The 21,460-nt window shown below is 72.2% G+C and carries 17 protein-coding genes; 2 read left to right on the forward strand and 15 right to left on the reverse strand.

Features of this window, described 5'->3' with window-relative positions; genetic code table 11:
* Positions 1-138 precede the first annotated feature (138 nt).
* Positions 139-540, reverse strand: a complete 402-nt coding sequence (locus tag ACZ3OF_RS05100) for a globin (protein WP_361435087.1) — start codon at positions 538-540, stop codon at positions 139-141.
* An 88-nt stretch (positions 541-628) separates the two neighbouring features.
* Between ACZ3OF_RS05100 and ACZ3OF_RS05105 the strand changes: the two genes are divergently transcribed.
* Positions 629-1,603: a methyltransferase domain-containing protein gene (locus ACZ3OF_RS05105; RefSeq protein ID WP_361678398.1), complete on the forward strand. Its 975-nt coding sequence runs from the start codon at positions 629-631 to the stop codon at positions 1,601-1,603.
* A 97-nt stretch (positions 1,604-1,700) separates the two neighbouring features.
* Here the strand turns inward: ACZ3OF_RS05105 and ACZ3OF_RS05110 are convergent, their stop codons facing one another.
* From ACZ3OF_RS05110 to ACZ3OF_RS05175, 14 genes are all read right to left on the reverse strand, one after another.
* Positions 1,701-2,927 (reverse strand): FHA domain-containing protein, encoded by a 1,227-nt coding sequence (locus ACZ3OF_RS05110; protein ID WP_467302921.1) that lies wholly within the window; start codon positions 2,925-2,927, stop codon positions 1,701-1,703.
* Positions 2,928-2,967: 40 nt separating this feature from the next.
* Positions 2,968-4,296 (reverse strand): vWA domain-containing protein, encoded by a 1,329-nt coding sequence (locus ACZ3OF_RS05115; RefSeq protein ID WP_361678404.1) that lies wholly within the window; start codon positions 4,294-4,296, stop codon positions 2,968-2,970.
* Between the two features lie 61 nt (positions 4,297-4,357).
* Complete coding sequence (locus ACZ3OF_RS05120; protein WP_361678407.1) at positions 4,358-5,848, reverse strand: PP2C family protein-serine/threonine phosphatase; 1,491 nt, start codon at positions 5,846-5,848, stop codon at positions 4,358-4,360.
* A gap of 2 nt (positions 5,849-5,850) precedes the next feature.
* Entirely contained in the window at positions 5,851-8,346 is a 2,496-nt protein-coding gene (locus ACZ3OF_RS05125) for a serine/threonine-protein kinase (RefSeq protein ID WP_361678573.1), read from the reverse strand.
* Positions 8,347-8,387: 41 nt separating this feature from the next.
* Entirely contained in the window at positions 8,388-9,665 is a 1,278-nt protein-coding gene (locus tag ACZ3OF_RS05130) for a coiled-coil domain-containing protein (protein ID WP_361678410.1), read from the reverse strand.
* A 15-nt stretch (positions 9,666-9,680) separates the two neighbouring features.
* The gene (locus tag ACZ3OF_RS05135; RefSeq protein ID WP_361678413.1) at positions 9,681-10,739 is read right to left on the reverse strand and encodes a glutamate ABC transporter substrate-binding protein; all 1,059 of its coding nucleotides are present in this window, start codon (positions 10,737-10,739) and stop codon (positions 9,681-9,683) included.
* 11 nt (positions 10,740-10,750) lie between these two features.
* The gene (locus ACZ3OF_RS05140; RefSeq protein ID WP_467302925.1) at positions 10,751-12,208 is read right to left on the reverse strand and encodes a hypothetical protein; all 1,458 of its coding nucleotides are present in this window, start codon (positions 12,206-12,208) and stop codon (positions 10,751-10,753) included.
* A 279-nt stretch (positions 12,209-12,487) separates the two neighbouring features.
* Complete coding sequence (locus ACZ3OF_RS05145; protein WP_361678416.1) at positions 12,488-13,459, reverse strand: N-acetylglucosamine kinase; 972 nt, start codon at positions 13,457-13,459, stop codon at positions 12,488-12,490.
* Complete coding sequence (locus ACZ3OF_RS05150) at positions 13,450-14,715, reverse strand: 6-phospho-beta-glucosidase (protein WP_467302928.1); 1,266 nt, start codon at positions 14,713-14,715, stop codon at positions 13,450-13,452. Before ACZ3OF_RS05150 ends, ACZ3OF_RS05145 begins: the two co-directional genes overlap by 10 nt.
* Before the next feature lie 7 nt (positions 14,716-14,722).
* Entirely contained in the window at positions 14,723-15,619 is an 897-nt protein-coding gene (locus ACZ3OF_RS05155) for a carbohydrate ABC transporter permease (RefSeq protein ID WP_361678422.1), read from the reverse strand.
* A gap of 2 nt (positions 15,620-15,621) precedes the next feature.
* Complete coding sequence (locus tag ACZ3OF_RS05160) at positions 15,622-16,584, reverse strand: carbohydrate ABC transporter permease (RefSeq protein WP_361678425.1); 963 nt, start codon at positions 16,582-16,584, stop codon at positions 15,622-15,624.
* Positions 16,585-16,603: 19 nt separating this feature from the next.
* Entirely contained in the window at positions 16,604-17,941 is a 1,338-nt protein-coding gene (locus ACZ3OF_RS05165; RefSeq protein ID WP_361678427.1) for an ABC transporter substrate-binding protein, read from the reverse strand.
* Positions 17,942-18,140: 199 nt separating this feature from the next.
* Positions 18,141-19,355: an ROK family transcriptional regulator gene (locus ACZ3OF_RS05170; RefSeq protein ID WP_361678430.1), complete on the reverse strand. Its 1,215-nt coding sequence runs from the start codon at positions 19,353-19,355 to the stop codon at positions 18,141-18,143.
* 189 nt (positions 19,356-19,544) lie between these two features.
* Positions 19,545-20,606, reverse strand: a complete 1,062-nt coding sequence (locus ACZ3OF_RS05175) for a mechanosensitive ion channel family protein (protein WP_361678433.1) — start codon at positions 20,604-20,606, stop codon at positions 19,545-19,547.
* A 247-nt stretch (positions 20,607-20,853) separates the two neighbouring features.
* Here ACZ3OF_RS05175 and ACZ3OF_RS05180 point away from each other — a divergent pair, with 247 nt between their 5' ends.
* A complete protein-coding gene (locus ACZ3OF_RS05180; protein WP_315893268.1) occupies positions 20,854-21,417 on the forward strand; it encodes an HNH endonuclease in 564 nt (187 codons plus the stop codon).
* Positions 21,418-21,460: the final 43 nt, after the last annotated feature.

Genomic DNA, 21,460 nt, shown 5'->3' on the forward strand with positions numbered 1-21,460 from the left:
GAGGGCACGTGCCGGTGGAAACCGCTTGCACGGGGACCTTGACTCGATCGTGACCGTTATCCGGCGGTCACGCTCCGGAATACGTCGATCCACGGTGCTCGGTCACTCCGTGGTGCCGTGTCACTCCGCGGCGCTACGTCACTCCGCGGTGTTCACCATCGATGCCGCCGCGTAGGTCAGGTACTTCCACAGCTGGCTCTCGTGCTCCGGCGCCAGACCGAGCTCGTCCACCGCCGCGCGCATGTGCTTCAGCCAGGCGTCGTGGGCCGCCTTGTCCACCGCGAACGGAGCGTGCCGCATTCGCAGACGCGGATGGCCGCGGTTGTCGCTGTACGTGCGGGGGCCGCCCCAGTACTGGATCAGGAAGAGCACGAGGCGCTCCTCAGCCGGGCCGAGGTCCTCCTCGGGGTACATGGGGCGCAGCAGCGGGTCCTCCGCGACTCCCTGGTAGAAGCGGCGGACGAGACGTCGGAAGGTCTCCTCGCCACCCACCTGCTCGTAGAAGGTCTGCTCCTGAAGTGTGCCGCGCGGAATCTCCATCACCGTTCCATCGTCTCAGATGGCCGGACCGAGGACCGGAGGTCCAGGACCACTCGCCTCCCCACCGCGCGCGCAGGACAGTGGAGGCATGGGCGCTCAGCGGGACGAGTTCGCCGAGGACGGTGCGCGGGCGCGACGGGCGCTGGTGCGGGAGATCGAGGCGTACGGCGCGCTGGGCGACCCCGCCTGGCGCGCGGCCTTCTCGGACGTACCCCGGCATCTCTTCGTCCCCTACTACTACGTCTCCGGGATCGGCGGCTACGAACGTCTCTGGTCCGGCGACCCCGATCCCGCACGGCGCACCCGCTGGCTGCGCGGGGCGTACCGGGACGCACCGCTGGCCACCCGGGTACGGGACGGCGAACTCGTCACCTCCTCCAGCCAGCCCTCCCTGATGGCCGAGATGCTGGAGGCGCTGGACGTACGGGACGGGCACGACGTCCTGGAGATCGGCGCCGGCACCGGCTACAACGCCGCCCTGCTCAGCCACCGGCTCGGCGCGGAGCACGTCACCACCGTCGACATCGACGAGGAGATCACCGAGTCCGCCCGGGCCCATCTCGCCGCCGCCGGACACCGGCCAACCGTGATCACCGGCGACGGGGCCCGAGGCTGCACCGGGCGCGCTCCCTTCGACCGGATCATCGCGACCTGCACGCTGCCGTCGATCCCGTACGCCTGGCTCGCGCAGTGCCGCCCAGACGCCGTCGTCCTCGCGCCGCTCTCCACCGGGCTGCTCCGGCTGCGGGTCCGTGACGCGTCGCACGCCGAGGGGCGATTCCTGGCCACGTCCGCGTACTTCGTCGCTCTGCGCGGAGGAAACGCCCGCTTCCCGCGCGGGCGGCCGATGGGGCTGCCCCGGCACGTGTTCGACGACGAACGCTTCCAGTTCCTGCGCACGCTGGTGGAGGCGACCCTCGACGCGCGCGAAGCGCTCGCGCTCTGGCAGCGCGAGAGGCAGCCGGAGCGGGAGCGCTTCGGGGTGACGGTGAGCGGCGGCCGGCAGTGGGCCTGGCTGGACGACCCGGAGGGGCCGTACGCCTGGTCACTGCCGAGCGGCTGAGCGGCTGAGCGGCTGAGCGGATATCGGATCCTGGATCAGGGATATCGGATCTTGGATCCAATATCCGTGATCCGAAATCCCTGATCCGATGTCCGCGCTAGCCGTGCCTGATCGTGATCGTCGTCCAGGCGCCGACGTGCACCCGGTCGCCGTCCTGGAGCTGGACCGGCACGTAGGGCTGAATCGGTTCCTCCGCGCCGTTGATCGTGGTGCCGTTGGTGGAGTTCTGGTCCACCACCGCCCACGAGCCGTCCGGCTGCTGCACCAGCACGGCGTGCTGGTGCGAGACACCCGGGTCCTCCGGCGGCACCGACAGGTCGATGTCCGGGGATTCGCCGGTGGAGTGCCGGCGGCGGCCGATGCTGATCTGGTTGCCCTGGAGCGGCAGGTGCTTCTCGGGGGAGTACGCGGGCAGGTTCAGGCCCGTCGCCTCCGGGCCGCTGCGCTGCATCATCGCCAGGAAGTACTCGCGGTCCGGCCCGATGTACGCCGACCAGCCCGCTGCGGGCCGCGGCGGCTGGTACTGCTGCTGGGGCTGGTGCGGCTGGTGCGCCTGCTGAGGCGCCTGCGGCTGGTGATGCTGCTGCGGCGGAGCCTGCGGCTGCGAGGGCGGGGGCAGCAGCCAGTCGTCGCCGCCCCCACCGGGCGGCGACTGCCGCTGCGGCGCGGCCGGAGGCGCGGGCGGGCCCTGCTGCGCGGGCGGTGCGCCCGGCGGCGGTGCCTGGAAGAAGGACGGCGGAGGCTGCGGCGGGCCCTGCTGGAACCCCTGTGGCGGCTGCTGTTGCGGCTGCTGCGGGGCCGGCGGGCGCTGCGGCGGCGCCTGGTGGTGCGTCGGGTCGGCGGAGAGCGGCTCGGCCGGCCGGTTCATCTGCGAGGGCCGCGAGCCCTGGTACTCGTACGGATCCGGCTGCTGGGGCTGCGGCGGCCGCGGCGGCGACTGGAAGCCCGGAGGCAGGTTGAGGCCCGGAGGCGGGCTCTGCTGCGGCGAGGGCGGCGCGACCGGCGTGTACGAGGTCGCGGTGTTGGTCAGGAAGTTCCAGCGGCACTCCTCGCAGAACGGGGCCATGGCCTCGCGCGGGGTGCGGCACTGGGGGCAGAGCTCCGCCTGGGCGGTCGCGTTCGGGTCGTAGCCCCCGGGCGGGGGGCCGGGGGGACCACCGGGATGACCGCCGGGGCCTCCGGGCCCGGGATAGCCGTACGCGGGCGGCGGCGGGGGAGGCGGCGGTACGGCACCCGCCGGCGCACCCGCCCCGGTCATGCGGTGGCCGCAGACCTCGCACCAGTCGTCGGAGACCGACTGGTGTCCGTTCGGGCAGGTCGGCATGTCGGTGCTTCCCCCTCTCGTCGTCCGGCCCGTGGCCGGGCTACTTCTTGACGCGAACGGTCTTGGTGGAGCGGGTCTCGAGAGTCATCTCGTCCGCATCCGCGACCTTCGCCTTCAAACGCACAGTACCCGTCGCCGCGTCGACGACGTCCACCACCTTCGAAAGCAGTTTCGCAGTGTCCTCGTTGCCGGACGCGGCCGCCAACTGCACCGCGCGCCCCAGTTTCGCCGTCGCCCCGTCGTGGTCGCCGGACTTGCGGGCGTCCAGTCCCTGCTGGATGACCTGCGCCAACTCGGCCTGGCCGGTGTAGTGCGCGACCTGGGGGTTGATCGACGTCGACATCGCCATGTCGTCCGTCCACACGGCCCGTACCAGCCCCTGGCCGAGCGTCTTCGGGGCGTCGCCCAGCGGATCGGGGACGATCAGCGAGACCCGGGCGGCGAGCATCTCCTGGCCGATTCCGGCCTGGGGAACCCGTACGCACACGTGGTAGTCGCGGGACTCGTCGCCCCACGATCCGGTCGGGTAGTCCCCGGCCCGCGCGGTCGCCTCCGTACGGCGCGCGGTCAGCTCCTCGACGGTCGGCGCGACCTGCTTCACGAATCCGATCTCCACGCCGACCGGAGTCCACAGACGGAGCGCGACATCCGCGACCTCCTTGCCCATGGTGTTCTCCATCATCGCCGTGAAGTCCGCCGTGAGCCCCTGCGGATCGGCCACGATGTCGGCCGTGCCGAGCAGCGCCGAGGCGATGCCGGTGACCTCCTTGACCTCCCAGTCCGTACCGACACCACGTGCGTCACACGTGAAGCGGCCCGCGCACGCGTCGAGCGCGGCCCGCAGGTCCTCGGGCGACTCGTGCTCGTTGCGCCCGTCGGTGAGCAGGATGCCGTGCCGGATCGACACGTCGGCGGAGCCGAGCAGCCGGTCCGCGAGACGCAGCCAGGTGCCGATCGCCGTACCCCCGCCCGCGCTCAGCCGGCGCAGTGCGTCCTTGGCCTGGCCACGGGTCGCCGGTCCTGCGACGGCGAGCCGGCCGTCGCCCGGGTAGACCTCCTTGGCCACGTGCGTACCGGCGACGACGGCGAAGGAGGTGCCGTCGCGCAGGGCGTCGATGGCGGCGGCCGTGGCATCACGGGCGCCGCGCATCTTCGTCGGCGGGTACTCCATCGAACCGGAGCAGTCGACCATGATCACCACGCCCGCGTCCGCGTCGGAACCGCTCGGCGCCGCGCGGCCGCTCGTACCGCCGCCGGTCGAGGTGACCGTGACGATGGCGTTGACCTCGCGGCCGCCCTCCGGCAGGAACTCGTTCTGGTACACGTCCACCGAGAACTGCGGCACGTTCGACTTGGAGAAGTTCGCCATGGGTTGAGGCTCCTCGACAGACAAGCGTGAAGGGTGAAAGAGGCAGGGCGCCGGCGACCGCTCAGGCCGATCCTGCCCCTTGCGGCGAGGGGGAGAACGGCAGCAGGGCCACTGTTACGTTGTCGTGGCCCCCGCCGTCCAGGGCGTGCCCGACCAGCACCTGGGCCCCGTGCAGCGGGCGCCCCGCGGCGTCGGCGGGCACGACCCGGGCCATGTCGTCGGCGGCCTCGGCGTAGTTCCAGAGCCCGTCGGTGCAGACCACGACCACCCCGGGGCGGTCGGGCTTGAACGCGGCGGTGTGCGGCTCCAGTTCGTACGCGTCGGCGCCGAGCCAGCCGGTGATGGCGTGGGCGCGCGCGTCGGCGTACGCCTCCGCCTCGTTCATCAGGCCCGTCGCGACCATCTGAGCGGCCCAGGAGTCGTCCTGGGTGAGGCGGGCGGGCGGGGACGTGCGGTCGTCCGGCACCCAGTAGGCGCGGCTGTCGCCGACCCAGCCGACGATCAGCAGTCCGTCGGCGATGATCGCGCCGACGATGGTGCAGGCCGGGGCGTTCTGGTGGCGGTGCTGATCGTGCTCCATGCCGTCCTGGCCGGGCTCCTCGGCGAGGGAGTTGACCGCCTCGGAGGCGGCGACGATCGCCTCGTGCATCGCCTGCTGCGGGTGGGTGCCGCGGGGCAGGGCGGAGAGCAGCGACTGCCCGGCCGCCCGGGCGGCGGCCGCGGAAGCCTCGTCGGGGCGGGTCGCGGAGGAGACGCCGTCGCAGACGATCGCCAGGGAGGCGGGGGAGCCGTCGGGCAGGGCGGTGGCCGAGACCGCGAACGCGTCCTCGTTGCGGTGGTGGCGCAGTCCGCGGTCGCTGACGGCGGCGACGGTGGAGAGCTCCTGCTCCATGTGGTCGCGCTCGCGCGGCTGGGCGTGCCCGCAGTTCTCGCAGTACCCGTCGGCGTCCACGGCCCCGGCCCGGCAGGCGACGCACAGCTTGGTCCCGGCGGGCGGGGTGGCGAGCTGCGCGGCGGCGCGGGGGTCGGGCGCGGCGAGGGTGAAGTCCCCCTCGGGGGTGGAGACGGGCTGCTCCGGACTGACCGCGGCCTCGGCGGCGAGCGCCGCGACCCCACTGACAGGCGCGGCGGACGGGACGGGCGCGGGGGCCGCAGGCGTGACCGGCGCTGAGGGGACGCCCGGAGTGGCGTTCGCGCCGCTCGTGCCGGGCACGCCGCCCGGCGCGGGTGCACCGGGCGCTCCCGAGGCTTCAGGCCTGGGCGGACCGTCCGTGCGGACCGCCAGCGTCGGCAGGTCGCGGCCGCCCGAGTCCGTGCCCGGAAGGTCACCCGGGTGCTGTGTGGCCGTCGAGAGGGAGCCCGGCTCGCGCGGAGGGGGCTCGGGCCAGTTCACCGGCGTACCGATCGCCACCGTCGGACGGTCCGGCTCCGGGGCCGCGGCCGGGACGGCCGCGAGGTCGTAGCCGCACGCCCCGCAGAACCGGTCACCCGACTCCAGCGGCTCCGCGCAGCCAGGGCAGGCGGAGAATTCGTGCTGGGGCTTCTGGGACATACTCACACCCACGTCCGGGGGCGGAAACGGTTGGCCCGCTCCACCAGTTCGATCCTCTCCTCGCCCCGCTGAGCGAGCCGGGCGAGCACCCGGTACGAGCGTTCGAGGCCGAAGCGCAGTCCGCGCTCGTCCAGTTCGCTGCCGAGCAGCCGTGCCCCGCCCGGAGCAGTACCGGGACTCCCGGAGAGTACCCAGTCGAGCGCCGAACCGAGGACCTCCGTCGACAACCGCTCGCGGCGCACCGCGTCCAGACCGAAGTCCTGGAGCTCCGAGACCTGTGCCGCGGCCGCCGTCAGGTCCGCGCCGAGCGGTTCGTGCGCCGCACGCCGCCGCAGCCGCGCCCGCACGGCCGCGACCCGCGCGGCCGTGTAGTGGATGGACGCCTCCGGTACCGACTCCAGGGTCCGTACGGCTCCGGTACGGTCACCGGCCGCGAGGCGCACCCGGGCGAGCCCGAACGCGGCGCTCACGTAGCTCGGGTCGGTCGCCCACACCAGGCGGTAGTACTCGGCGGCGTTGTCCAGCTGGCCGAGCACCTCGGCGCAGATGCCCAGCGCCAGCTTGGGCGCGGGCTCACCGGGGAACGCGTCGTAGACCGCGTCGAAGGCCAGCGCCGCGTGCGCGTGGTCGCCGGTCACCAGAGAGGCGACGCCGCGGTACCAGACGACCCGCCAGTCGTCCGGGTGCTCCTCCTCGAGCGTGGCGAGGGCGCGCCCGGCGGAGCCGAGGTCGGCCATCTCCAGGAGGGCCCGCAGCTCGCGCAGCCGCAACTCCAGGGAGGGCGCGGGCGCATGCCCCAGGGCGCTGATCAGCTCGGCCGGGGCGGAGGCCATCAGGCCCGCGAGGAATCCCGCGTTGGGGTCCCCGGGATCCACCCGCGGCACGGGCAGCGCGAGCGAAGCGGCCCGTCCGTCGAGCGCCGCGAGAAACGCCCCGCCCGGCGCATGCGCGGGGGCCGGTCCGGCCGGTACGGGAAGCGGGGCGCCCTGCGCGGGGACCGCCGCGACGGGCTGTGCCGCGCCGCCCCCCGCCACGCCGCGCCTCCGCCCACGCGCCGGCTGCCGGGCGCCGAGGAGGGAGACGTCCTCCGTCAGCTCGGCGAACAACTCCGTGTCCGTGACCCGCAGTTCGGTGCCGAACAGGGTCGACAGGGCCGGGCGCGGACGGCCCGACTGGAGGGCGACGACCTCGCGCAGGACGCCCGTCAGCTGCTCCGCCATCTCCTGCGCGGAGGCGAAACGGCGGGCCGGGTCGGGGTCCGTCGCGCGGACCAGGAGACGGTAGAACGACTCGTACGTCCGGAAGACCTCGATGTGCTCCGGGTCGGGCAGCGAGTCGACGAAGACGTTCGTGTACCCCTGGAAGTCGAAGGTCAGCACGGCGAGCGTGCGCGCCACCGTGTACAGGTCGCTCGCCACCGACGGGCCGACCTCGGCCACCTCCGGCGCCTGGTAGCCCACCGTGCCGTAGATCGCGGACTCGTCGTCGTCCATCCGCCGGACCGCGCCCATGTCGATCAGCTTGAGCTGGTCCTCGCTCTGGATCGCGTTGTCGACCTTGAAGTCGCAGTACAGCAGGTTCCGGCTGTGCAGGTGGCCGAGCGCCTCCAGGGCCTCGATCCCGTACGCGCAGGCCTGCTCGACCGGCAGCGGATCGCGCCGGCCGTCCGGCGTGCGGCGGTCGTTCGCGATCTCCTTGAGCGCCTTGCCGCCGACGTACTCCATGACGATGTAGCCGTCGAGGGAGCCGGTACGGGCGTCGAGGTGCTCGACGAAGTTGTAGATCCGGACGATGTTGGAGTGCTCGATCTCGGCGAGGAAGCGGCGCTCGGAGATCGCCGCCGCCATCGCGTCCTGGTCGCCCGTGTCCAGCAGGCCCTTGAGGACGACCCACCGGTCGGATACCGCCCGGTCGACGGCGAGGTAGATCCAGCCGAGGCCGCCGTGCGCGAGACAGCCCGCTACCTCGTACTGCCCGTGCACGACGTCCCCCCCGCGCAGCTTCGGCACGAAGGAGTACGGGTGGCCGCACTTGGTGCAGAAGCCCTCCGTACGGCCCGGCCGGTCACCGCGCGAACGGCCCACCGGAGCACCGCAGTCCGAGCGCGAGCAGAATCGCTTCCGCTCGGGAACCTCGGGGTTCTCCATGACCGCGGCGCGCGGGTCGGGGCGCGGCACCTCGGGGATCGCGACCAACCCGGCGCCCAGCCGGTTCCGCCCGGACTGGGCGGTCGACGAGCCCGAGCTGCGCACCGACACCGAACGGCCGCTGCTGCCGGCCGACAGGGAGCGCGACAGGCGCCCGGAGACCGAACGGCGGGACGTGGACGAGCGGGAGGAGCGCGAGGAGCTGCGCGACGAGGCGCGCGAGCTCGAACGGGACGAGGCCGACCCCTTGCCGGGCACCGCCATCCCGGTCGGATTGGCCTGGAGCATTCCGCCCGCGGCGACGACCGGCGCGAGCCCGCAGGTGTCGCAGTACAGCTCGCCGCCGCCCATGTCCTCGTACGATCCCTCGCACGAGGGACGCTGACAGGTGCTCACCACTGACTCCCCCTGGCATCTCGGGGCCCGGACAGGACCTCCGCCGCGGCCTGCTGGTAGCGCAGGACCGCCTGCTCGGCGACGCGCAGGTCGCAGGGCGCGCTCCACAGCATCCGGCGCGCCGCGTCGTACCGCTCGATCAGCAGTGGATCCTCCGCCGCGCCGAGCCGGGCCACCTTCGCCTTGTACGCGTCGAGCCGGCCGCGCAGCTCGGCGCGGACCGCGAGCGGCGCGGTGACGGCGGTCAAGGACGCTCGGGCGCGCTGCAGTTCGTCCTCGGCCTCCTGCTCCAGGGACTCCAGGAGCGGCGAGAGCCGGTGCCACTGGGCGTGTCTGCGGTACTCGGCGGCCGTCGAGAGACGTTCCTGGAGGACCGTCGGCGGGCCGCTGACCGCCGGCACCTCGGAGGCGGCGATCTTGGCGAGGACCTCGCCGCGTGCCGCACGGGCCTCGGAGAGCGTCCGGTCGGCGCGAGAGAGGACGTCCCGCAGCCTCAGCAGCCGCTCCTCGGAGTCCTGCCGGACCGCGAGGACCGCCTCGATCTCCCGCCGGATGTCCTCCAGTGCGCGGGCCGCCCGGTCGTACCGCTCGGTGTCCGGCCTTCCGCCGCCCGGCGCCGAACTCCCGGCGGCGGGCCGCCAGAAGGCCAGCGGGTCGGTGACGACCTGGGTGCGCAGCGCGGTCAGCTCGGCGGTGATCTCCTCCAGCTCGTCGCCCGCCGGATGCTCCCCGGGCCGTACCCCCACGGAGTGCGCGAGCGAGCGCGTCCGTCCGAGCTCGGCGGCGAGGAGGTCTATCCGGGCGGGCAGCGCGGACCAGACGGCGTCGGCGGTCACGACCATGTCGAGCGAGGAGGCGTACAGCTCGTTCATCCGCCGTACGAGCGCCTCCAGGGTGAACCGCTCGGAGAGCAGGGCCTGCTCCTGCGCCCCGCCCGCGACGAGCACGCTCTCGCCGCGCAGCCGCTCGGTCAGCTCCACCAGGTCCTCACGGCTGGCCCAGCGCCTTCGTGCCCGGAGCTCACGGGCGTCGTGCAGGGCGTCCGTGTACGCGTCGAAGCAGGTCCAGAGCAGGGTGATCGTCCGCTCGGTGGACTGCCAGCGGTCCCGGGTGGTCCCGGTCAGCTCGGCGCCTTCGAGCAGCCTGCGGCCCGCGTGGTCCTGGAGCGCCAGCAGCGAGTCCTCGATCGCCTTGTGCTCCGCGCCGAGCCGCGCCAGCGCACGGTCCACCTCGTCCCGGTCCATCACCGGCCCGGGGGTGCCCGCGACGCCCATCGATCACCTCTCGCTCTACTTGTACATGGGTGCGGGCGGCCCGGATATCCCGGGCAGGTCCGCCTTCAGCCACTTGTCGTACGCCGCCGTCCAGGCGCCCTGGCGGTACTGCACCAGGACCTGGTTGACCCGGCGGACCAGGTCGTCGTTGCCGAGCTTGGCGGCGACTCCGTAGTACTCGGTGGTGAACGGCCGGCCCTTGAGCTCGACGGCCGGGTCCTGCGCGGCCTGCCCCGCCGCCAGCGCGTTGTCGGTGACGACGGCGTCGACCTCGCCCATCTGGAGCCGGGCCAGGCAGTCCAGTTGGTTCGGGACGGTGAAGCGGTCCTTGTCCCGCTCGGTGCCGTCGCCCTCGTCCTTGAACGTGGCGCCGAAGGAGTTGTCCTCCAGGGCCTCGTAGGCAGTGGAGCCCTCCGCCGTGCAGACCCGCTTGCCGCTGAGCGAGGAGTCGTACCCGGTGATCCCGGTCGAGTCCTTGGGCGCGAGGACCTGCTGGCCGGCCTGGAAGTATGCCGTGGAGAAGGCGACCTGCTCGATCCGCTTGCAGTTGATCGTCATCGTGCGGACGACGAGGTCGACCTTCCCGCTGTCCAGGGCCGCGATCCGCTGGTTGGTGGGGATCGTGCGGAAGATGATCGCGTCCTCGCTGCCCAGCAGGTCCTTGGCGATCGCCTTGGCCAGCGCGATGTCGAACCCCTCCAGCTCCCTGGTCTCGGGGTTGAAGTACCCCCAGTTGAAGCTGTTCTGGTCGACGCCGACGACGAGCTTCCCGCGCGCCTTGATCGCCTCCACGGCCGGGCCGTCGGCGGTGGACGGGGTGAGCGACGCCTCGGGGTTCCGGCAGGCGTCAGCCTTGACCTGCACACCGGCACCGACGCCAGGCCCGGTCACCGAGGGGGAGACCGGGGCGCCGTTCGCGCTGTGGGTCAGCGGCAGCAGGGTCAGCGACGCGGTCAGCCCACAGGCCACCGCCATCGCCCCGACACCGCCCCAGCCGCGCAGCCGCCCCAGGGGACGCCCGCCGAGGAGCCGGGCCGGGCCGCGCTTCCTCGCGCCGTCGACGCCGTTCCGCATCCCGCCCCCTCTCACCGGTACTCCGACAGCCTGCGGTTGATGCCCATGACGGCGCCCGCCGCGCCCAGGATTCCGAGCGCGGCCGCACCCAGCGGGAGGGCGGTGAGCGCACCCCGGCCGCTCTCGGCGGCCTGGGTGAACTCGCTCTGCTCGTGGTCCAGGGCCTGCTTCAGGGCCGCGTCGACCTGGTCGAAGGACTGCCCCGTGGAGGCGCCCGGTCCGACGACACTGGTCCGCGCGCCCTCGTAGTTGCCCGCGTCGTCCTTGTCCCGGGCGTCCTTGTGGCGCTCCCGCCAGTCGGCCGTACGGTCCGCCGCGGCGGCGAGCGGATCGCGGCCGGCGTCGTCGTCGGCCAGCTCGCGGGCCTCGGCGAGCGCGGTCGTCAGCGACTCCATGCTCGTGGTGTAGTCGGTCTCGTACTTGTCGTTCTTGCCGTCGTCGGTGAGGACCGCTCCCCGGGCGACCAGCGTCAGGTTCTCGTTGGCCCGCGCCTTCAGGGAGCTGATCCGGGCGGCGTTGAGGACCTGGAGCGAGCTCTGCCCGTGCTCACGGGCGTCGTTCAGGCCCGCGCGGGCGACGGTGTGGGCCGCCGCGAGCCAGAGCAGCACGATCACGGAGGCGGCGGTCGCGGCGAGCAGCCCCTGGTTGAACACCCGGTTCGTCCGCGCGTAGGTCCGGCGCTGCGCCCAGACCAGGACGGCGAGGGCGGCGACCCCGAGGGCCAGGGAGAGGAACGGCCAGTCGCGGGCGTCCTCGTCGTCCTGCTGGAGCCGCGCGGTCTCGGCCTCGTACAGCCGCTCGGCCGCGGGCAGCAGCTGGGTGGTCATCAACTGGTTCGCGTACCGCAGATAGGCGCCGCCGAGCGGCAGGCCCTGCCGGTTGGCGGCACGCGCCCGTTCGATCAGGCCGGTGTAGCGCGGGAGTTGTTCGTTGAGGGTGGTGATCTCGCGCGCGGACTGCGACGAACCGCCGGTGCTCGCCGCCGCCTTGACCAGGAGACGGGACGCGGTGGTGATGTCGTCCGTGTATCGCTTCTGGAGATCGGCGGGATCCCGCTCCTTGGACAGGAAGGCGCTGGCCGCGGCCGTGTCGGCGTCGGCGAGCGAGCGGTAGATGTCGGCCGCGTCGGCGCTCAGGGGCTGGCTGCGACTCACCACGTCGTCGGCGGAGCCGGCCCGGTCGGAGACCTCGTACGCGGTGACGGCGCCGAACGCGACGACCAGCAGGGCCAGTACGGCACCGAGGATCTGGAGGCGGCCCGGCTCGGTCGTCGCCGCGCGGCGCATCCGCACCCGGATCTCGTCCCAGGGCCCGCGCCCGGCGGGTGCCCCGGCCGGTGACGGCGCGAGGGAGGACGCGGACACGGGAGCGCCGGACGGCGGCGACGCCTGCGCGGGCACACCAGGACCCGGGTGCACGGGTGTGGTCCCCGGCGCCGAGGCGGCGGGCGCATTCGGCGGGTGTGTCAACGTGGCCTCCCCCTCGGTCCGACGTTCCCGGCCAGCAGTATGGCCTCAGGGGCCCCACCCGCACACCAGGATTGACTGGATCTTGTTCCTATCGTGCCCCATCTCGCGCCACCCCCGTAGGCGAACCCCCTGCTATGAATACGCCTCCCGGCCGAAATCGGTTCCAGTGCGGGCCCGCCACGAACGGGTGAAACAGCGACGGGGCGCCCCCGTCAGGGAGGCGCCCCGCAGCCCGTCCGCGGCTTCGACCGGCCGCGCGGCTTCAGTCCGGGCGGAACCTCAGGCGTAGTGGAGCCGCAGCCGCGCCGCGGCCTCCGGTGCCGCCGCCACCTCGTCCAGGGCGAGCAGTGCCGCGCCCAGCACCGGCGGCGCGGTGACCACCCCGACCACGGCCTTCGGCGCCTTCACCGCGAGGAGTTCGGCGATCAGTCCGTCCAGTTCGGGATGGCGCGCGGCCAGCACGCTGCCGCCCAGCATCACGGGAGCCTCCTCGTCGAGCAGCCCGAGCCGGCCGAGCGCGACCGTCGACAGCGCCACGACCTCCTCGGCCAGCCGCCGCACCAGCGAGCGGGCGACCGCGTCGCCCCCGGCGCTCGTACGGAACAGCACCGGCGTCAGCTCGTGCCGCCGCTCGAAGGCGATGCGTCCCAGGTGCAGCGCCTCGATCAGCGCGTACATGGTCGGCAGTCCGAAGTGCGCGGGCAACTCCCGGGCCAGCGAAGTCGGTTCGCCCCGCCCGTCCTCCGCGCGGGCGGCGAACCACAGCGCCTCCTCGGCGAGCCCGCTGCCGCCGCCCCAGTCGCCAGAGATCTTCCCGAGCGCGGGGAAGCGGGCCGTCCGCCCGTCCGGCAGCATCCCGACGCAGTTGATCCCCGCCCCGCACACCACGGCGACACCGCGCGGCTCGTCGAGCCCGGCGCGCAGCACGGCGAACGTGTCGTTGTGCACCCGTACCGACCGGCTCCAGCCCCTCGCCTCCAGGCCCTCCTTCAACTCCGCCTCCTCCACCGGGAGATCGGCGTTGGCGAGACAGGCGGAGACATGTGTGAACTGCAAGGGGAGGCCCGTCGGGGCGGCCGCCCGTCCCACCGCCTCCGCCAGGACGTCCAGGGCCGCCTCGACGCCGACCACGGGCGGCTGGAACCCGCCGCCGCGCGCCGAGCCGAGCACGGCCCCGTCCGCCCCCACGATCGCCACGTCCGTCTTGCTGTTGCCCGCGTCGATCGCCAGGAACGCCGCGTTCACGCCCACGCGAGGTGCTCCCGGTTGTGGGCGATCAGCCGGTCGGTGAGGCCGTCGGCGTACTCGTACTGCCCGACCAGCGGGTGCGCGAGCAGCGCCTTGAACACCCGGTCGCGGCCACCGTGCAGCGCCGCCTCCAGAGCCAGCTCCTCGTACGCGGTCACATGGGAGATCAGCCCGGCGTACAGCGGGTCGAGCGGCGCCACCGGCAGCGGCGTCGCACCGTTCGGCCCCACCGCCGCCTGCACCTCGATCACGGCGTCGTCGGCGAGGAACGGCAGCGTGCCGTTGTTGTACGCGTTCACGACCTGGTACGGAGAACCTCCCCCGCCCAGCAGGGACGCGGCGAGGTCCACGGCCGCCTCCGAGTAGAAGGCCCCGCCCCGCTTGGCGAGCAGCGCCGGCTTCTCGTCGAGCGCCGGGTCCCCGTACATCTCCAGGAGCTCCTTCTCCATCGCGGCGACCTCGGCGGCCCGCGAGGGCTTGGTGCCCAGCTCCCGTACTACCTCGTCGTGCGCGTAGAAGTAGCGCAGGTAGTACGAGGGGACGACGCCGAAGCGGTCCATGACCAGGCGCGGCAGGTGCAGATCGTCGGCGAGCGTGTCACCGTGCTCGGCGAGCAGCCGGGGCAGCACGTTCTCGCCCTCCGGGCCGCCCAGCCTGACGGCGGTCTCCCAGGTCAGATGGTTGAGCCCGACGTGGTCGAGGTGGATCTCGGCCGGGGTCACGTCCAGCAGCTGCGCGAACTTCCGCTGGAAGCCGATGGCCACGTTGCAGAGCCCCACGGCCTTGTGGCCGGCCTGGAGCAGCGCGCGCGTGACGATGCCGACGGGGTTGGTGAAGTCGATGATCCAGGCGTCCGGGTTGGTGCGCCGGACCCGCTCGGCGATGTCCAGGACCACCGGCACGGTGCGCAGCGCCTTCGCGAGACCGCCGGCGCCGGTGGTCTCCTGGCCCACACAGCCGCACTCCAGCGGCCAGGTCTCGTCCTGGTTCCTGGCCGCCTGGCCGCCGACCCGCAGCTGGAGCAGCACGGCGTCCGCGCCCTCCACCCCGGCGTCGACGTCGGAGGTGGTGACGATCTTCCCCTCGTGGGCCTGCTTGGCGAAGATCCGCCGGGCGAGCCCGCCGACCAGTTCTAGCCGGTCGGCGGCCGGATCGACGAGGACGAGTTCGGTGACGGGCAAGGTGTCGCGCAACCGCGCGAATCCGTCGATCAGTTCGGGGGTGTAGGTGGAGCCGCCCCCCACGACAGCGAGCTTCATTCTTCGGCTAGCCCTTCACTCCGGTCAGTGTGACTCCCTCGACGAACGCCTTCTGGGCGAAGAAGAAGACGAGGATCACAGGGGCCATGACCAGGACGGTCGCGGCCATGGTCAGATTCCAGTCGGTGTGGTGCGCGCCCTTGAAGGACTCCAGGCCGTAGCTCAGCGTGTACGCCGCCGGGTTGTCGGAGGTGTAGATCTGCGGTCCGAAGTAGTCGTTCCAGCAGTAGAAGAACTGGAACAGCGCCACGGCGGCGATGCCGGGCTTCGCCATCGGGAGCACGACCTTGAGCAGGGTGCGCAGTTCGCCGCAGCCGTCGATCCTCGCGGCCTCGATGTACTCGTTCGGGATCGTCAGCAGGAACTGGCGCAGCAGGAAGATCGCGAAGGCGTCACCGAAGGCCATCGGGATGATCAGCGGCCACAGCGTGCCCGAGAGGTCCATCTGCTTGGCCCAGAACAGGTACATCGGAATGATGATCACCTGCGGCGGCAGCATCATCATCGAGATGACGAGCAGCAGCGACAGATGCCGGCCCCGGAAGCGGAACTTGGCGAGCGCGTACGCCACCGGGATCGAGGACACCACCACGAGCGCGGTGCCGAGCCCCGCGTACAGCAGGGAGTTCTTCCACCAGGACAGGAAGCCGGGGGTCTCGAAGACCCGGACGTAGTTGTCCCAGTGCCAGGAGTTCGGCGTGAGGTCGCGGGTGAGCGCCTGCTGGTCGCTCATCAGGGACGTCAGGAGGACGAAGACGAACGGCAGCACGAAGAACAGGGCCGCGGCCACCCCGAGGGAGTGCACGGCGATCCAGTGGAGGAGTGCCTTGCGGCGGACTGTCGTCCGGGCGGCGTCCGGGGACGCCTCGCGCGCGGGTCGGTCGAGCGTGGATACGGAGGTCATGGTCAGTCACCCGAGCCGATCAGGCCGCCCCGCCGGCGCATGAGCAGCGCCGTGAAGGCCATGGAGAGGGCGAACAGGACGAGGGCCACGACGCTGGCCGCGCCGTAGTCGAAGCGGCCGAAGCCGAGGTTGTAGACCAGCTGCGGCAGGGTCAGGGTGGAGTCGTCCGGATAACCCGGCTCGAAGGTCTGGCCCGACCCGCCCATCACCCCGGAGGCGACCTTCGCCGCCACGATCGGCTGGGTGTAGTACTGCATCGCGCCGATGATCCCGGTGACGACCGCGAAGAGGACGATCGGCGCGATGTTCGGCAGGGTGACGTAGCGGAACCGCTGCCAGGCCGAGGCCCCGTCCAGCTCCGCCGCCTCGTACTGCTCCTTCGGCACGTCGAGCAGCGCGGCCATGAAGATGACCATGAGGTCCCCGACGCCCCACACGGCGAGGACGGTCAGCGCCGGCTTGGCCCAGGCGGTGTCGTTGAACCAGGAGGGCGCGGGGATCCCGACGGCCTCCAGGAGCGAGTTGACCGGCCCCGTGCCCGGGTTGAGCAGGAAGACGAAGGCCAGCGTCGCGGCCACCGGCGGGGCCAGGTACGGCAGGTAGAACAGGGTGCGGAAGACCCCGGCACCGGTCTTGATCCTGGTGACGAGCAGGCCGATGCCGAGGCCGAACACCACCCGGCAGGCGACCATGACGACCGCCAGCCACAGGGTGTTCTGCATCGCCGGCCAGAACTTCGGCAGATCGGAGAAGACGTACGCCCAGTTGTCCAGGCCCCGCCAGGTCGGCGGGTTGAGGCCGTCGTACTTCATCAGCGAGAAGTAGACGGTCGAGACGAGCGGGTACGCGAAGAAGACGCTGAAGCCGATCAGCCAGGGCGACATGAACGCCGCGGTACGGAGCGCGCCGCGCACGCGCTTCGACCGCAGCGCCGCCCGACGCGCTGCGAGGGAGTCGGTGGACATGAGGTACCGGTCCCGGGTCTTACTTCGCCTGGGCGATGTCGCGGTCGATCTGGGCCGCCGTCTCCTCCAGGCCCTTCTTCAGGTCCTTGACCTGGCCCTTCTCGTACTTCTGGGCGAAGTCCTGGAAGGTGTCCTGGTACGTGGAGCCGTTCACCGCGCCGTCCGAGGTGGAGGACTCGGGGTGCTGGGCGATGTCCAGGAAGACCTTGAAGCGCTCGTCGACCTTCAGGTTCGGGGACTTCAGAGCCTCCAGGGTGGAGGGGACGTTGCCGATGCCGTTGGCGAAGTTCACCACCGCCTCGGTGTCCATGGTCATGTACTTGACCAGTTCCCAGGCCGCGTTCTGCTTCTTGCTCTGCGGCGCGATGCCGATGATCGTGCCGGAGAGGTAGCCCTTGCCGTACTCGGCCACCTCGTCGTCGGCGACCGGCAGCGGCGCGACACCGACCTCGAAGTCGACCTTGGCGTCCTTGATGAAGTTCAGCCGCCACTCGCCGTCCAGCTGCATGGCGACCTGACCGGTGTGGAAGGGGTGCTTGGCGCCCCACTCGTCACCGAAGGTGGTGCGGTAACGGTCCAGCTTCGCGAACCCGCCCAGGTCGTCGACCAGCGACTTCTGGTACGTCAGCATCTCGGCGAAGCCGGGGTCCTTGGCGAGGTTCGACGTGCCGCTCTCGTCGAAGTACGTGTGGTCCCACTGCGACATGTAGTGGCTCGGGACGGTCTCGTAGCCGAGGTAGTTCGGCATGAAGCCGAGCTGCTCGTAGCTGTCGCCCTTCTCCTTGGTCAGCTTCTTGGCGACCTCGGAGAACTCCGACCAGGTCTTCGGCGGGGCGGTGATGCCGGCGGCCTTGAAGGCATCCTTGTTGTAGTAGAGCCCGTACGCGTCGGAGAGCAGCGGCAGCGAGCAGCGCCTTCCCTCGAACTGGGTGTAGTCCTGGAGGACCTTCGAGAAGGTCTTGTCGAGGTCGACCTTGTCCTTCTCCAGGAAGGGCTTCAGGTCCGCCAGCGCGCCGGAGTGGCAGAACTTGCCGACGTTGGACGTGGTGAAGGAGGCGGCCACGTCAGGACCGTTGGAGCCGCCCGCGCGCAGCGCCTGGCTTAGCTTGTCGTCGTTGATGTTGCCGACGACCTTCACCTTGATGTTCGGGTGGGCCTTCTCGAAGCGGTCGACGTTGTCCTGGATCGCCTTGACCTCGGAGGGCGCCGACCAGCCGTGCCAGAAGGTGATCGTGGTCTCGGCGTTCGGGTCGTCGCTCGCCTTGTTGTCCGCCGAGCCCGTACAGGCCGAGGCGAGAAGGGCGATCGAGGCGGTGGCGGCGAGCGCGACGGCGGCTCTGCGCGGGCGTACGGGCATGACGGAGCTCCCTGTGGCGGAGGGGTCGACGGGGGAATGAGGACTGCGGGCGGTGCGGGCGACGCAGGAGGTGCGGGAGAGGCAGTCAGTGCGGGCGGTGCGTGCAGTGCGGGCGGTGCGTGCAGTGCGGGCGGTGCCGACGGTGCTGAAGTGCTCGGTGGCCGGGGGCCCGTGGCGCGTCCGCGGCCCGGCCCGTGGTCTACCGGGACGTGTCGAAGACCTCGTCGCGCGTGGTGGCGAGCGCGCTCTCCAGGGCCCCGCGCAGGACGGGGTGCCGGTCCACGCCTCCGAGGACGAGCCGTGGCCGGGAGGCGGCGAGCTCGGCCAGCTCGGACTGGACGCGCTCGCGCAGGGGCTCCCCGCCGGGGGCGATCGCCGCACCGGAGAGGACGACGACCTCGGGATCGAGTACGGCGACGAGGGAGGCGAGACCGGTGGCGAGGCGCTCGGCGTACCGGTCGAGGAGCGCCGCGTACCGCGGGTCGTCGCCGTGGTGCGCGGCGGCGTGGGCGAGGAGCCCGGACGCGGTGGGCACGTAGGGGTGCTCGGTGGTCTCGATGCCCAGGGTCCGCGCGATCCGGGGCACGGCCTGGACGCCGGCCAGCTCCTGGAAGCCGCCGGAGTTGGCCTTGGTGACCTGCCGGACGAGCGGGGTGCCGGGCACGGGGAGGAAGCCGACCTCGCCGGCGCCGCCGGTGAAACCCCGGTGGAGCCTGCCGCCGAGCACGAGGGCGGCGCCGAGGCCCTCCTCGTTCCAGAGCAGCACGAAGTCCTCGTGGCCCCGGGCGGCGCCGAGGCGCTGCTCGGCGACGGCCACCAGGTTGACGTCGTTCTCGTACTCGAACGGCATCGGGAGCGCGGCCGCCAGTTCCTCCAGGAGCGTGGGGGAGTGCCAGCCGGGCAGGTGGGAGGCGTACCGCAGGCGTCCGGTGGCCGGGTCGAAGGCGCCCGGGGTGCCGATCACGAGCCGGTGCACCTCGCCCCGGGTGATCCCGGCGTCCTTGGCGGCGCCGTCGAGGGCGGTGGTGACCTGCCGGACGACGTCGTCGGCCGCGCGGCCCGGGGTGGGGAGCTCGAACTCGCCGACGACCTGGCCGCTGATGTCGGCGACGGCGGCGCGGATGAGCCGCGGGGTCACGTCGAGCCCGGCGGCGAAGGCGGCCCGGGCGTTGACCGCGTACAGCTGTGCGCTGGGTCCCGGCCGGCCCGCGGTGGTCCCGGTGGCGACGACGAGCCCGGCGGCTTCGAGGCGGGCGAGCAGCTGGGAGGCGGTCGGCTTGGACAGGCCGGTGAGCTTGCCGATCCGGGTGCGGGAGAGGGCCCCGTGCTCCAGGAGGAGATCGAGGGCCGCGCGGTCGTTCATGGCCCGCAGCACTCGTGGGGTGCCGGGGGTACCCGGGGTCGTACCGGCCATGTCGGGTACACCCGCCCTTCTCACTGTTAGGAAAGTTTCCTATTGGGTGGGAGGACCGTAGGACGACCGTCACCGGGGCGTCAATACCCGCGCACGCACGACGCCCCCGAAGGCAACCAAAGCGTTACCTGCGGGGGCGTCGTTCATGCACGGTGTGCGTGCGTGGCGTGTCACATGGTGTGACGGGTGCTACTTGCCGAGGTCCGGCCTCGGCAGCGGGCTCGCCGCCGCGCCCTGCGGGGACGTCGGCGAGGCGAAGACCGAGGGGGCCGCCATACCCGCCGTCGGGTCCGCCGCAGACTCCTCCGCCGGGGCCGGGACGCCGCCGACGATCCGGATGCCGGCCGCGTCCAGCGCGCGCTTGATCCGCCACCGCAGCTCGCGCTCGACGCCCAGGGCCTTGCCCGGCATCGTCTTCGCCGAGACCCGGACGGTCATGGAGTCGAGGAGCACCTCGGTCAGACCGAGGACCTCCACCGGGCCCCAGAGCCGCTCGTTCCAGGGCTCGTCCTTCGCCATGGACGCCGTGGCCTCGTCGATCACCGACTGCACCCGGTCCAGGTCCTCCGTCGGGCGGACCGTCACGTCGACCGCCGCGGTCGCCCAGCCCTGGCTGAGGTTGCCGATCCGCTTGATCTCGCCGTTGCGGACGTACCAGATCTCCCCGTCGACACCGCGCAGCTTCGTCACACGCAGACCGACCTCTATGACCTCGCCGGAGGCCACGCCCGCGTCCACCGAGTCACCGACCCCGTACTGGTCCTCCAGGATCATGAAGACACCGGAGAGGAAGTCCGTGACCAGGTTCCGGGCGCCGAAGCCGATCGCGACACCGGCGACACCTGCGGAGGCGAGCAGCGGCGCCAGATCGATCTGGAAGGCGCCGAGGATCATCAGCCCCGCCGTGCCCAGGATCACGAACGACGCCACCGAGCGCAGCACCGAGCCGATCGCCTCCGAGCGCTGCCGCCGCCGCTCGGCGTTGACGAGGAGTCCGCCGAGCGCCGTGCCCTCCACCGCCTGGGCGGACCGGTTCATCCGCTCTATCAGCTTCGTCAGGGCGCGGCGGATCGCCATCCGCAGCAACAGGGCGACGACCAGGATGAGGAGGATGCGCAGGCCGGTGTTCAGCCAGGTGGACCAGTTCTCCTCCACCCAGCCCGCGGCGTTCGTCGCCTTCTCCGCGGCCTCGTCGAGAGTGACGGGGACCTTCTGCGGATCGTCGGCGGTCGACAGGGCGGACCAGGACACGTAGAACCTCCAGGCGTGGCGTACGCGGAGCATCCACACTAACGGGGCACCGGGTGTACTCCTGATGCCCTGTTCGAGGGAGAGACCGACCTCACGCGGGGATGTACGGAGAGACGATGCCGATGTGGTCGAGAACACTTCAAGCCCGTTACCGGTACGTGGTGGCGCTCCGACCAGGCATGAGGAGAGACTGAGAGCAGTTCGTCCCGGCGCGAGCCACGCGCCGCCGGCGTATTAGGAGGCATCCGTGCCGCATGTCCTGGTCCTCAACGCGTCGTACGAGCCCCTCGGCGTCGTACCGCTCCGCCGCGCGCTCGTCCTCGTCCTCGAGAACAAGGCACTCTGCCTCGAGGAGTCCGGCGCCTTCCTGCACAGCGAGACCCGCGTCATCCCCGCACCCAGTGTGGTCAGGCTGAAGCGGTTCGTGCGGGTCCCCTACCGGGGGCCCGTTCCTCTGACCCGCCGAGCCCTCTTCGCCCGAGACGGAGGGCGTTGCATGTACTGCGGTGGCGTCGCAACCAGCGTCGACCACGTCATTCCGCGCAGCCGCGGGGGCACGCACGCCTGGGAGAACGTCGTGGCGGCATGCCGCCGCTGCAACCACGTCAAGGCCGACCGCCACCTGCACGACCTGGGCTGGCGCCTGCGCCATCAACCCGCCCCGCCGAGCGGTCTGGCCTGGCGGATCATCGGGACCGGACACCGGGACCCCCGCTGGCTGCCCTATCTGCAGCCGTACGGCGCGGACGACGTGATGGCCCGGATCGACGCCGTCTCCACCGCCCCCACGGGGGCCGTGAAGACGGGTTGAGCCGGGCCTTCGTCGTACCCCGGCCATCGTCGTACGGGGGGCG

Source organism: Streptomyces sp. NPDC022552 (genome assembly GCF_055561875.1).

What these genes read in the sequence shown, in the direction of transcription:
- ACZ3OF_RS05130 (WP_361678410.1), bottom strand. Translation starts at nt 9,665, where the DNA reads ATGGGCGTCGCGGGCACCCCCGGGCCGGTGATGGACCGGGACGAGGTG.
- ACZ3OF_RS05110 (WP_467302921.1), bottom strand. Translation starts at nt 2,927, where the DNA reads ATGCCGACCTGCCCGAACGGACACCAGTCGGTCTCCGACGACTGGTGC.
- ACZ3OF_RS05160 (WP_361678425.1), bottom strand. Translation starts at nt 16,584, where the DNA reads ATGTCCACCGACTCCCTCGCAGCGCGTCGGGCGGCGCTGCGGTCGAAG.
- ACZ3OF_RS05100 (WP_361435087.1), bottom strand. Translation starts at nt 540, where the DNA reads ATGGAGATTCCGCGCGGCACACTTCAGGAGCAGACCTTCTACGAGCAG.
- ACZ3OF_RS05165 (WP_361678427.1), bottom strand. Translation starts at nt 17,941, where the DNA reads ATGCCCGTACGCCCGCGCAGAGCCGCCGTCGCGCTCGCCGCCACCGCC.
- ACZ3OF_RS05105 (WP_361678398.1), top strand. Translation starts at nt 629, where the DNA reads ATGGGCGCTCAGCGGGACGAGTTCGCCGAGGACGGTGCGCGGGCGCGA.
- ACZ3OF_RS05125 (WP_361678573.1), bottom strand. Translation starts at nt 8,346, where the DNA reads ATGGGCGGCGGCGAGCTGTACTGCGACACCTGCGGGCTCGCGCCGGTC.
- ACZ3OF_RS05115 (WP_361678404.1), bottom strand. Translation starts at nt 4,296, where the DNA reads ATGGCGAACTTCTCCAAGTCGAACGTGCCGCAGTTCTCGGTGGACGTG.
- ACZ3OF_RS05170 (WP_361678430.1), bottom strand. Translation starts at nt 19,355, where the DNA reads ATGGCCGGTACGACCCCGGGTACCCCCGGCACCCCACGAGTGCTGCGG.
- ACZ3OF_RS05135 (WP_361678413.1), bottom strand. Translation starts at nt 10,739, where the DNA reads ATGCGGAACGGCGTCGACGGCGCGAGGAAGCGCGGCCCGGCCCGGCTC.
- ACZ3OF_RS05155 (WP_361678422.1), bottom strand. Translation starts at nt 15,619, where the DNA reads ATGACCTCCGTATCCACGCTCGACCGACCCGCGCGCGAGGCGTCCCCG.
- ACZ3OF_RS05150 (WP_467302928.1), bottom strand. Translation starts at nt 14,715, where the DNA reads ATGAAGCTCGCTGTCGTGGGGGGCGGCTCCACCTACACCCCCGAACTG.
- ACZ3OF_RS05120 (WP_361678407.1), bottom strand. Translation starts at nt 5,848, where the DNA reads ATGTCCCAGAAGCCCCAGCACGAATTCTCCGCCTGCCCTGGCTGCGCG.